11 protein-coding genes are annotated in these 12694 nt (G+C 42.2%); 7 read left to right on the forward strand and 4 right to left on the reverse strand.

Features of this window, described 5'->3' with window-relative positions:
• Positions 1-15 precede the first annotated feature (15 nt).
• Together N39L_RS22950 and N39L_RS22955 are read right to left on the reverse strand one after the other, a co-directional pair.
• A complete protein-coding gene (locus N39L_RS22950) occupies positions 16-3405 on the reverse strand; it encodes an FtsK/SpoIIIE domain-containing protein (RefSeq protein WP_006616749.1) in 3390 nt (1129 codons plus the stop codon).
• A gap of 60 nt (positions 3406-3465) precedes the next feature.
• Complete coding sequence (locus N39L_RS22955) at positions 3466-4020, reverse strand: hypothetical protein (protein ID WP_006616750.1); 555 nt, start codon at positions 4018-4020, stop codon at positions 3466-3468.
• Between the two features lie 4 nt (positions 4021-4024).
• Between N39L_RS22955 and N39L_RS22960 the strand changes: the two genes are divergently transcribed.
• The 3 genes from N39L_RS22960 (at position 4025) to N39L_RS22970 (ending at position 5345) form a co-directional block, all read left to right on the forward strand.
• On the forward strand, positions 4025-4162 hold the full coding sequence (locus N39L_RS22960) for a hypothetical protein (RefSeq protein WP_162270062.1): 138 nt from the start codon (positions 4025-4027) through the stop codon (positions 4160-4162).
• Positions 4163-4165: 3 nt separating this feature from the next.
• Positions 4166-4327, forward strand: coding sequence for a hypothetical protein (locus N39L_RS22965; protein WP_014276487.1), 162 nt, complete (start codon positions 4166-4168; stop codon positions 4325-4327).
• Between the two features lie 181 nt (positions 4328-4508).
• Positions 4509-5345, forward strand: a complete 837-nt coding sequence (locus N39L_RS22970) for a Uma2 family endonuclease (RefSeq protein ID WP_014276488.1) — start codon at positions 4509-4511, stop codon at positions 5343-5345.
• Between the two features lie 51 nt (positions 5346-5396).
• On the opposite strand, the gene N39L_RS22975 is transcribed toward N39L_RS22970, so the two are convergent.
• Entirely contained in the window at positions 5397-5942 is a 546-nt protein-coding gene (locus N39L_RS22975; protein ID WP_006616947.1) for a peroxiredoxin, read from the reverse strand.
• Positions 5943-6138: 196 nt separating this feature from the next.
• Between N39L_RS22975 and N39L_RS22980 the strand changes: the two genes are divergently transcribed.
• The 4 genes from N39L_RS22980 to pcrA all read left to right on the forward strand — a co-directional run bounded on the left by N39L_RS22980 (position 6139) and on the right by pcrA (position 11603).
• On the forward strand, positions 6139-7470 hold the full coding sequence (locus N39L_RS22980; RefSeq protein ID WP_006616948.1) for a peptidylprolyl isomerase: 1332 nt from the start codon (positions 6139-6141) through the stop codon (positions 7468-7470).
• Between the two features lie 93 nt (positions 7471-7563).
• The gene (locus N39L_RS22985; protein WP_006616949.1) at positions 7564-7797 is read left to right on the forward strand and encodes a hypothetical protein; all 234 of its coding nucleotides are present in this window, start codon (positions 7564-7566) and stop codon (positions 7795-7797) included.
• A gap of 889 nt (positions 7798-8686) precedes the next feature.
• Entirely contained in the window at positions 8687-9190 is a 504-nt protein-coding gene (locus N39L_RS22990) for a hypothetical protein (RefSeq protein ID WP_006616950.1), read from the forward strand.
• Between the two features lie 73 nt (positions 9191-9263).
• Positions 9264-11603, forward strand: a complete 2340-nt coding sequence (gene pcrA, locus N39L_RS22995) for a DNA helicase PcrA (protein WP_006616951.1) — start codon at positions 9264-9266, stop codon at positions 11601-11603.
• A gap of 2 nt (positions 11604-11605) precedes the next feature.
• Here the strand turns inward: pcrA and N39L_RS23000 are convergent, their stop codons facing one another.
• Complete coding sequence (locus N39L_RS23000) at positions 11606-12574, reverse strand: hypothetical protein (RefSeq protein ID WP_014276489.1); 969 nt, start codon at positions 12572-12574, stop codon at positions 11606-11608.
• Between the last annotated feature and the right edge of the window lie 120 nt (positions 12575-12694).

A 12694-nucleotide genomic window follows, 5' to 3' on the forward strand; every position in this document is an offset into this window, starting at 1 on the left:
CCTACAATCTCCTAATCACGTCAACCGTTGTTCAAAATTATGGCAGTATTCGCCAATTTCTTCTTTTGTGGGGACAGCATAAGGCTTAAATTTCTCTAAACCTGCGGTCGCCGAATCATCCCGAAAATAAGCTCTGAGTCGTGGTAACTTTTCAGCATGGACTTCTCCTAATAGCAATCGAGAATCATCTCCCGGCATATTCAAGGCAACCCGCAGGTCAAAATGGGTTAGCCAAGAACGATTATCCCCGGTCAGTTTGAGAAATGTTTTCATATCTTCTAACCAGAAAATAGTATGGATACCCAATTCAGACCCTTGAGAAATTAGCTTGAGTAGTCTTTCGGCATCTTCGGAAGGTTCTTCACTACGATGACCCATAACAGGACGTAAATTTTGCGATCTGTTTAACCCTCCCACTGCATAGACAAAAAATAGGGAATCTCCTAAATCATCGGGATTTTGGTCTGGGTTTTCTTCTCGTTGTTTTAAACGTCTTTCAAATTCTTCATAGGTCTCGTTTAATAAAGTTTCAGCTTTAATAACTTGACAATCTGGATCGGCAAAACGTTTAGCGATTTGGGTGGGGAAGTAAGAGTTAAAGGCATTCCTGAAATTGATGGTCATTTCTGTCCAGTCATTATCTTCATCAGGAATGGATAAATCAGCAATCATAAACCGTGCTTTTTGGGGTTGATAGCAATGAATTAAACTCATTAATATTCCCCCAATAATTCCCAAGACAATTTCTTCAGAAGAGCCAACTATCATCATGTTATTGCGGGGACGACGACGGAAAATCGCTTTAGTATGATCGCCAATTCTCATCGGTTCTCCCAGCCAAGCAATCCCCGGAGTTTCTTGAACTACCCAATCTGGTTCTTTAATAACTTGTTTATTTAATTCTTTCAGGGAGAGCCATTCAGTCATATCCGATAATTTAACTAATTGTCGATTATGACTTAATTTAGTCGGTCGAGATCCATTAAAGAGAATTAAAGGTTCTGAGCGCTGATAATGATTTTGATTGACAATTTCCTGAATATTGACTAAGGCATTGGATCTTTCTTGAGCAGAAATATCAGCGACTTGACCGATCTCATTTTGATTTTTCTTACCATAATCTTTGTTATAAATCACCTTACCTGGTTTGTCCAGCAAATCTACAGCATCGGTATTTCCTTCCGCTAATACTGAAGATGCTGTACTTTTATCCATTTGCTGTGCCATTCTCAGGTCAATTTGTGAGTAAATACCTCGACTCATATTGGGTACATTGGGAGACTGAGATGCAATTAATAAATGAATCCCAAATGCACGTCCTTGTCGGGTTATATTATCCATCACTTGGTTGAGACTGCGGGTAATATTATCATTTTCCTGGAACATATACTGAAACTCATCAATGACCACTAAAATTCGTGGCATTGTTTCTCCAGTTTTATCCCGGTAATCTTGCAATTTGTTTAAGTTTCCTGCTGATTTAAACTTGATGCTGCGTTCTTCGATTTGTTTATTGACATACTCTAAAACACTTAATCCAAATTCGCGATCGCTTTCAATCGAGACAACTTTGGCATGGGGTAAGGCTTTTTCTTCGTTCAACTCTTCGGCATTTTGAGAAGTTTCTCCCTTTTCTGGATCGACATACATTTGAAACTCGACTCCCTCTTTAAAATCAAGTAAATATAACTCCAATTCATCGGGAGAATATCTCAGCGCCAAACTGACAATAATTGCATGAAGCGTATAACTTTTACCTGAACCTGTTTTACCTGCTAACAAACCATGACTGACCAGTTGTTTGTCTTCATTTTCACCTAACCAAAATTCCAACTTATCCATTGCACCCATTAAACCGATAGGCGCTCTGATTTCTTTCCTGCTATCCTCAGACCATGCTTGTTGGGGATAAAGTTTGGAAAAGGGTAGAGTTTCAACACTAATTTTTTTCGCTTCTTCTGTAATGAGTTGTAGGATTTGATTAAATTGTTCGTTAGGTGGGGGTTCATCTAGTGCGACTTTGAAAACCAAATCATTAGGTAACTTCAACTCAAATAAGGACTGATTGGTATTTTGAGATGAACGAAAATTCTTTTGTCGAGCCGCAGTTTCTTCAGTCGGATTGATATCTAAACAGGTCAGTTCAATTTCGTCTCGACTATTGATTGAGTGAACTTTAACTACAACTTTTTGGCCGACAGAAACCGCTTCTTCGGGTCTGTATATTCTTCGATCTACTAATTTTGGGGTTGGTACAAATCCTTGAGTATTGGGCAGAAATTCAACATAAGCACCCCCAGAGGTCAAGCTCGTAACATATCCCGAATAAACATTGCCCTGCTTGGGTTTTGCTCCCACACTCAAGCCATGTGTGGGGCTAATAACGGTACAAAAATCCTCAAATGTTCTGTAATCAAAGTTTTTCGGTTTCTCCAAAGTTTCGTCAATATGCAAAATCACATAAACACCCGCCCTAGAACCATTTAACCGGATGCTTTTCAGATCTTCCCACGAGTTGTTGTCAAAGCCAGTGGGAAAATCAGCAATAAATAAATAACGATAGGGTTCCGCTACAGACTGAGCCGCAATATTATAATCTTCTATGCTTTGGTAATTTTTACCTAAATAGTTTTGTAGAACTTGCTCAATATGTTCGGTTAACCCTCGCAGTTGTTCTCGAATATCATCACTGCGAGTATAGGTTTTCTGACCTGAAATAAATTGATGTAAATTCTTGAAGGGAAAAGTATTTCCCATGCTTACCGGGTCAATAAATATTCCTTTTAATTTTCTGACGGGGAAGGTACTGACCACTCGCAAAGCGATAGACTCTAAACCCGCAAGTGCGGCTTGACGAGATTCCGCATCACTGCTAAAAATTGCAATGTGTCCGGGCTTAAAGTTGGGCAAATGATTAGAAAAATCTCGGATTGGTATCAATGCCGGAACTCTAGCGGGTGGCTGTACTTGATCCAGTAAAAATTCACCAATTCGTAAAACACCAGGAGCCAGACCACCATTTTGAGGTTTATAACTATCGCTATTCTCTGAAGGTGTCCAACGGGGATCATTCCAAGAAGCTGATAATAAGCGGGGGTTATCAATTTGATTTACTAATTGACTAATTTCTTTTTGTTTTTGTTGCAATTTTTGAGAAAAAATATTGCCCTCAAAAATCGCTCTTTCTTGAGCAAGCTTAGTATCTTCATTGACTATATATAAATTTGATAATACTTTCTTTTTTAAACTTTCTGTTTGTTGTTTTAATTCACTTTCATTCGCCTCTATTTTCTGAGAAAATTGTTTTTCTTCTTGAATAATTTGATTTTGCAAATCAGCTTTTTTTAGATTTTTTTCTTGTTTTTCTTGGATTAGCTTATTTAAATTTTCTAAAAAACTTGCCATATTTCCTCCCTATTTGACTAGAAAATTAAAATCTTAAAAACATAATCAAGTGGAATTTACTCATTCAACAGACAAAATTATAAGAAAATATATTAGTGTTACCCAGAAAGTCGTTGCCAAATCTTGCCAGACGATTGTGACAACAACTGCAACAATAACAGTTGAAACAAGGCGCAACATTTTTTGATTTTTCAGGTTTTCTATTTTCTTTTCAATTTCATCTAATTTCTCGCCAACCTGAATATTTTGATTTTTTAAAGATTCTAATTGATATTTTTTTTGATTTTTTATGTTTTCTATTTCACCCTTTTTCATGTTATTGATATTTTTGATTTTTTCTAAAGTGATATTGATATCATTTAAGGCTTTATTGATGCGATCGCGATCTGTCTTTTCTCCAGAAACGTAGTTACAGTCAGTTGTGGGCAATGATGAAATGTCGTTGATGCCCAATTGTTGAGCCAATTTATAAGCTTCTTTTTTGCGAGAATTATGCCAACTCAATTCTCGTTTAGCATCTAGCAGCTTTAAATGTTGAGTATTGATGGCATGAAGAGCTTGGTAATAGTCTTGAAGCAGATTTAGGTCTAAATTTTCTGGGTAGTTTTGCTCCATTGTTTTGCCTGAACAGAGTAATTTGGTCAATCAAGCATTAAATGTATCTTCGTATACCATAAATTTTCCGGGTGTAGATCCTTTTCCGATTGATGTGGTTGACTGTTTCCTCGGAACAGCTTTGGCAATTTACTTAAAATAGTGGATGATCAACTCTGGTTTTAATTTTGCTCAAAATCAGAGCTATTGGCAAGTCGGAAAAGGACGGAAAAGGACGGAAAAAGACGGGAGTTTGATTAAGAAATGTAAAAATTTAGGATGGTTGCTTCTAATGGTAGATGACAAGATGTTTCCCAAGCGGAATTGAGGGGCAATGGGGTAATGGGGTGTCAGCAGTGGAGCGATTCAACTAGGTAAGGCTTGGATAGTCTACCGTTGGTGGTTTAAAAGGAAGTGCGGAAGGGTCAAAAATAGAGGGAGATCGCTCTCTAACGTCCTATCAAAATGCTATACTGTTTTTCACACTCTGCGATGAGAAACGATTAACTATGACCATCGCCCAATCCTCAGAACTGGGAATTACCTCACTTCCCGATCATACCCAACTCCCCGACTCCGACGGTACTTTTGTGAAAAACTTTCAGGAGCATCCCCAAAGTATCTTATTGACTGATTCCATTCAATCAACACTAGATAGTATACACCCAGACCAGCAATATGCTATAGGTCAAGATTGTGGTATCTATTGGCGGCTGACAGAACCCCCAGAACGCGGGGCGGAATGTCCAGACTGGTTTTATGTTCCCAACGTTCCCCCCAGCCTCGACGGAAAATTCAGACGTTCCTATGTATTATGGCAGGAATATATCCCCCCTTTAATTGCCATAGAATTTGTGTCCGGTGATGGTTCCGAAGAACGCGATCGCACTCCTTTATCTCAAATTTCTGGAGAACGTCAAAAACCCGGTAAATTTTGGGTATATGAACAAGTTATCCGTCCGGCTTTCTCTGCTATCTATGAAGTCCAAAAAGCCAGTGTAGAAGTCTATCGCCTAGTGGAAAATCACTATGAGTTAGTGGCGGCGAATGAACGAGGTCACTATCCCATTCACTCCATGGGTGTAGAATTAGGGATTTGGCGGGGACAGTATAGCAACGTAGAATTGCCTTGGCTGCGTTGGTGGGATAATCAGGGTAATTTGCTATTAACGGGGGATGAACGGGCTAGAATTGAACGTCAGCGGGCGGAAAATCAACGTCAGCGGGCTGAACAAGCCGAACTAGAGTTACAGCAGGAACGCCAACGAGTCGAAGCTGAACGCCAACGGGCGGAAAGACTAGCGGAGTTATTACGCGCCCAAGGAATTAACCCGGAGGAACTTTAAATAACTGTAAATAGAGGCGATCGCTCTCCCAAATCCTCCCTATTGGAACTCTCAGGAGTTGATCATTTCATCCAAACGGGCTAGGACTTCCTGACTGTGAATGGCCGGAATCACACCCACAAAGGTTTCTCGGAGAATACCATCAGGATCAATAATAAATGAATGTCGCATCGAAAAGAAATTTAACCATGAACCATAAGCCTTGCTGACACTTCCATCAACATCAGCTAACAGCGGAAATTTTAACCCCTCAGAGTCGCAAAACTCGGCGTGGGAGTCCACATCATCAGCACTAATCCCTAAAATTTGGGTATTTCTAGCCATATATTTCGGCAAGTCTTCCTGAAAGCGACGGGCTTCTAAGGTACATCCTGGCGTAAAATCTTTGGGATAAAAATAGACTACTACCCACTGACCTCGGTAGTCTGATAGAGACACCTCCCCGTCTCCGGTATTTGTGGGAAGCGTAAATTCTGGCGCGGGTTCATTTAGCGGCGGCAGTTGACCACCCAAGGCTAAGACCGGACTCGCTAGGTTTAGGTTAAATAGGGCGATCGCTATTCCTACAATTAGACTGATCAAGGTTCGGCGCAACATAATACACAGATCGAAATTTCTTTACATATCTTTACATATCTCCGCCACCGGACTGGCGGAACCCTAAATCTATATTTGGAGTCAAGGAAATGCGATCGCCCCATATACTCCCCTAAATTACCCAAAAACTCTCAAATTGGTCTCCATCTGATCCCAAACAAGCTAACATCATTAACGGAAAAATAGCATTTCAAACATGACAAACATTCAACCTTTAAGTGGTCAAGCATTAGTAGCTATGGTGGTTAATGGATCACCAATTGTTATCCAAGTTGATGGCGATAATGCACCCATCACCGCCGGAAACTTCGTAGAATTAGTTGAACTTGGCGTTTATGATGGTGTATCCTTCCATCGCGTAGTCCGTGAACCTAACCCCTTTGTCGTACAGGGAGGCGACCCTAACAGCGTTATTCCAGGTTTTCCCCCTAACTTATTAGGAACTGGTGGATTTATCGACCCAGCGACAGGACAAGTCCGTAATGTGCCCCTGGAAATTATACCAGAAGGTGCCACCGAACCTATCTACAGCCAAACTTTTCAACAAGCCGGAATTACAGTTCCTCCCTTATTAAGAAATGTCCAGGGGTCGATCGCTATGGCGCGGTCAGGTAATGACCCTGACTCAGCCTCTTCTCAATTTTACTTTAACTTAGTTGACTCTCCCGGCTTGGATGGCGATTATGCCGTTTTTGGTATGGTGATGCAAGGGTTTGATGTGATTGACCAAATTCAACAAGGCGATCGCATTCAAGACGCGGAAGTATTTGCTGGTATTTTACCAACTCGCACCTCTAATCTAATCACTGATGTACCACTTTTAAATGGTTTCATTAACACTCTTAACCGCGCCAGCTTACCCTTATCTTATGCCTTTCCTAGGGATTTGGATGCTGATAATGTGATCGAAATTACCCCCGAAATTAGCCAACAAAACCCTAAAGGAGTTTTCGCCGGGGGTGGTAATGATTTAGTGATCGGGTCAGAAATTGCTGATGTAATTAATGGTAATCAGGGTAATGATACCATCTATGGCGGCGCTGGTGATGACTTGATTTGGGGTGGTCAAGGTGATGACCTGCTCTTTGGTAATGATGGTAATGATATCATCAACGGAAATCGCGGTAATGACACTATCTATGGCGGCGCTGGTGATGACTTTATTCGCGGTGGACAGGGTGATGATTACTTGTCTGGAGATGCGGGAAATGATATTCTCATTGGTGATCTGGGTGCTGATACCCTCGTTGGTGGTCAGGGTGCAGATACTTTTGTTTTAACCCATGCTGATGCTACTATTGATCAGGCTGATCTGATTCTCGATTTTAACCTCGCTGAAGGCGATCGCATTGCGGTAGTCGGCGATATTGACCCATCAATATTAATCCTTAATTCAGTGGGTAATGATACTCATATTCTGCTCCCAGAAGGAGGTATTTTCGGAGTCGTTCAAAATGCACAACCTGATCTAGTTAGACAGGGACTGTTTACCCTCTCACCCCAAGATTTGGCCCTGACTATCGGCTAATTTCTTCCCCTAGGGAACTGTATTTTTATCCTGCAAGTCTAGTTCCCTAGACTACCAAATACTATTAACTTCCCTTCCTGACCGGTTAAAACTATGTCAACACTATCTTTAATTCCTCTGGCGATCGCCTGTATTTCTGTTTGGGTCAGCCTCAGTCATCATGGACACTGGTTTGATGAACTTCCCCGTCTTCTCGCCGCCGTCATCGCCACCATATCATCAATGTGGTTTTTTGTGATGATTCCCTGGCCTGTTAAACTTAGTCTAATTCTGTTAACCTTAATTATTGGTAACTTTTTGGTGAAAAAACAATTAGGTCTTAGATAGCAATAAATACTCAGTGAAGCACTACACCCACAAGGGGCTGGGTATTAAACCCAATTTTTCATTCTTTCGGACTCAAAAAAAAATGCGACAACAGCAATAGCGCCCTAACCTACTCCCCAGGGACATCCTCTCGTTGATTTAGACTATCTGGAGGTGAACTGAAACCTGAGCCAGTTGCATTGCTCCCATCGTCGCTATCTGAGGAAATATAAGGAAATTCTGTGGGCGCTACTACCGCGTTTTGACGAAACAGAGTTTAGAGTGAACAGCTTAGAATACCTCCTGGTCTACCGAGTGATTTCCTCGAATAAATATGGTTTGGCTGGAGTTACATCGAAAACTACAAAAGTTAAGTGCATAGCTCCCATCGAAACAGTAGAGGAAATATCAGAACCCTAAAGAGGGGCTGCTCTCAAACATGACAGACTCGAAATGAAACAGTGTTTTACCTCCTGATTCTCACTACATTGGCGATGAACAAGTTTTTATTCGTTCTAGTCCTCCCTCGAGATATAAAACCGACAGATTGAACATCGCTTTTGGTATCTGTCAAAGAAGCCTGTTTGACTTCAATTACTACTTTAGCACTATTAAATATAAGTGCAAGCATATTAAACTAAACTTAACAATTTCATGAGTAACCAAATCAAATTATATTAAATTTAGTAAAAATTATCCTCTCTTTTCCTCACCCTATTGTCCTGTATCCTCTATGGTGTAAGGGTTTGAAAAGATTTTACTTAATACAGTTGAGCCTTTTACAGAAACCATAGTATTTATAGATAATCTGGTATAATGAGTTGTTTGTCTATAAGTTACGGGCTAAATTTAGCCGGAAAATGTAAAGATAATGTTACAATAGCACCATTAATCCTAAGCCGAATCAATCATGCACCCGCTGGACCAGGAAATCGAAGCAATTAGGAAGCAGATTTTAGCCCTACAACGGGAAAAAACCCAGATCCAGATTCAAAATCCGCAAATCACCCCAGAAAATAACTCTCCAGAAGCGATCGCCACAGCCTACCGTAACCATGCGCGAGAAACCGCCCACCAGTCAGCGGAGAGCAAAGGTATAGAAGATGCGATCGCCGCCCTCAAAATCCACCTTCGCCATAAACAACAGGAATTAGAACAATTCAGGCGCAGCAGACCCACAGAAGAACAACTAGAAGAAAGCCGACAGCAAGCCAAACTACACGCCGATCGCATAAACCAACTATCCAGGGAACTCCAAACCGAAGCCAAAGCCCTCAAAGCGATCGCCGATGAAATTACCCCCCTATACTGGCAGGTGTACTATAAGCCATTTATCACCGGATTTAGTAATATTTCCGTCCCCTACGTCCGCTCTGATGGGGATGTTTGGACAATTCTCAATAAACTTGTCTGAAGTCCCAAATCCATGGTAATTTTACACAAAGCACATTACCCTTTTTCTTAACGGTTAAGCGATCGCAGCCACTATGGAATCTGTAGACTTCCTAACTTCCCTAAACCCATCCCAACGTCAAGCCGTTGAACACTTCTGCGGTCCAATGTTAGTAGTCGCTGGCGCAGGTTCCGGTAAAACTCGCGCCCTCACCTATCGCGTAGCCAACCTGATCGACAATCATAAAGTCAACCCCGAAAACATCCTAGCCGTCACCTTCACCAACAAAGCCGCTAGAGAAATCAAAGACCGGATCGAGTCAATTTTTGCCCAACAGCAAGCCCAAAAAAAATACCAGAAACCCCTATCAGCCTTAGAACCCGCCATCCAAACCCAACTGCGATCGCAAATTTACCGGAAACTAACCAAACACCTATGGATGGGAACCTTTCATAGCCTCTGTGCCCGCATTCTCCGGTATGATATCAACAAATACCAAGACGAAAAAGGCCGTCAGTGGAAACCTAACTTCTCAATTTTTGACGAGTCAGACGTACTAGCCCTAGTTAAGCAAATCGTCACCAAAACCCTCAACCTAGACGACAAAAAATTTGACCCCCGCAAAACTCGCTATAAAATCAGTAACGCCAAAAACCTGGGATTGTCTCCCCAACAATACCTACAGGAGAACCCCGACTATCAGGGGCGAGTCATTGCAGAAGTCTATAGTCTATATCAAGATGCCCTCGCCGCCAATAACGCCCTAGACTTTGACGACCTCATTCTCGTCCCCGTAGCTTTATTTAGCCAAAACGAACAAGTTTTAGCCTACTGGCATCAAAAATTTTGCCATATTCTCGTGGACGAATACCAAGACACTAACCGCACCCAGTATGACCTGATTAGGCTGTTAACAACTAATGGAGAACCGCCGCCATCTTTTCACAATTGGCAGAATCGGTCTATTTTTGTGGTCGGGGATGTAGATCAGTCTATTTATTCCTTCCGTATGGCAGACTATCGGATTATGCTGGAATTTCAACAAGATTTTGGCGATGGTTTAGCCGACGATGACAGCCGCACCTTAATTAAACTAGAAGAAAACTACCGATCGCGAGAAAACATCCTAGAAGTAGCCAACCATCTCATTCAAAATAACACCACCCGCATTGACAAAATTCTGCGCCCTACGCGATCGCCTGGTGTTCCCGTCTGCTGTCATAAAGCCGATGACGAAATGGCAGAAGCTCATTTTGTAGTCGATCAGATCAGAACCATTATCAACCAAAACCCCGAAATCGGCTTCGGTAGTTTTGCCATTCTCTATCGCACCAACGCCCAATCTCGACCCTTTGAGGATGTATTACGGCGTGAAGATGTACATTATAACATTGTCGGCGGGCTAAAGTTCTACGATCGCCGAGAAATTAAAGATGCCATATCTTATCTTCGCGTCATTGCGAACCCCGCTGATACCGTCAGTTTGCAAAGGGTCATTAATGTACCTCGGCGCGGTATTGGTCGCACTACCATAGACGGCTTAAATAATGCCGCCCAACAGTTAGGGGTTCCCCTCTGGGAAATTATTAGTGATCAAGACTCCGTTAATACCATTACCGGACGCGCGGCTAAATCCGTTAATCGCTTCGCCCAAATGATTCAATCTTGGCGCGATCGCTTAGAAACTACCACAGCCCTAGACATTTTAGATGGCATTCTCGAAGACTCTGGCTACTTCCAAGACCTCAAACAACAAGGCACTGATGAAGCAGATAACCGCCTAGATAACCTGCGGGAACTCTGTAACGCCGTTTCCCAATTTCAGGAAGAAGAGGAAGACACCAGTTTACAGGCTTTTTTAGCTCGTGCGTCCCTATCCTCAGATTTAGATAATCTTCAGGAAGGACAGGAAGCCGTTTCTCTGATGACCCTACACTCAGCTAAGGGCTTAGAATTTCCCATTGTCTTCTTAGTCGGTTTAGAACAGGGACTCTTTCCCAACTTCCGCAGCATTAACGACCCTCTCAGTTTAGAAGAAGAACGGCGACTTTGCTATGTAGGCATCACCCGCGCCCAGGAACAGTTATTTATTACCCACACCAGCGAAAGGCGTTTGTGGGGGTATCGCGAACCTTGTGTTCCTTCGATGTTTCTAGCCGAATTACCACCAGACCTAGTGCGGGGATATAAACCTTTGATCCGCCACCAAGCCGCCAAAAACACCACCAAGAATAAAGCCACCAAGGGGACTATCAAAAAAAGTCCCCAACAGTGGAATGTGGGCGATCGCGTTTTACACCGCAGTTTTGGTGTTGGTAAAATCACCCACATTTTCGGAGATCACAAAGGTAAGCTATCTATAGCCGTTAAATTTCAGGGTTCGAGCCCCAAAATTATCAATCCTAGTGTAGTCCCTTTAGAGTCCCTAGATTAAGCCTAGAATATGCCCAGAATATTCCATATACTGCGGGTATACACATAACCCACCCCTAGCATCACCCCTACTTCCGTAGTCTCTCTGATGTAGCCTACATTAAAGCGACCCGTCAAGATGAAACTGTAGGAAATCGGTACGTCAACACCCGTCATAAACAGGGGACCGAAGCTAAAATCGCTATTGAATAGGTCCGCATAAATGATGCCAGCACCTATAAACGGAGAGGCAACTATACCCCCTGTATCTACCCGCATAGGGAAGCTATAGGTCAAAGCCGTGACACTAGCACCCTCACCAATAAGCACGCCACCAGTATGCAACGATAGATTCTCAGAATATCCCGTTTTACCTAAAGTGCCGCCCCCTCCCTTTCCTAAACCAGAAGCATTCCCCGTAATGCCAATATTACCCCCAACCGCAAAATAGTTGAAGTGGTTACTCAAGCGGCGGTTATTCCGGTCCGCCGCGCGACGGGGATTATCCTGCCACGATTGAGCTATGATATCATCCCCCAAGGTATCATCCCCCAAGGCTATCTCTTCAGCAATGCGCCATTGTGGTTGTATGGATACCACATTTAAATCAATTGCATCGGTAGAAGGGCTATTTTCGTTTATTTCTGATAGATACTGAGGAGTTTCTTGGCTATTAGTATTAACTACTTCCGCAATAGTTTCAACTTCTGGGTTAGTATTAACTACTTCCGCAATAGTTTCAACTTCTGGGTTAGTATTAAATACTTCCGCAATAGTTTCAACTTCTGGGTTAGTATTAACTACTTCCGCAATAGTTTCAGGAACTTCTAGTTGAGATTCCAAGTCTTGGGCTAAACTCAAGAAATTCTTGTGAAGCGGTGTTTCCTCCGATTCCTGAAAGTCTTTAAGAGTCCCCGCTGCCACAACTTGACTACCGCTAAAAGCTACGATCGCAAAACAAGCAAGAGCAACCGACTGTTTAAAAATGGTCATACTGGCTCCTCACAACATTGAGCTAGGAATAACGGAATCATACACCATATTGCCAGGAAGAGAGAACCAAAATATATTTTTCTTATTAATTCTGGACTCTCCCCTCTCGCCGATTAACAG

This window comes from Limnospira platensis NIES-39, assembly GCF_026000695.1.
GTDB lineage: Bacteria > Cyanobacteriota > Cyanobacteriia > Cyanobacteriales > Microcoleaceae > Limnospira > Limnospira platensis.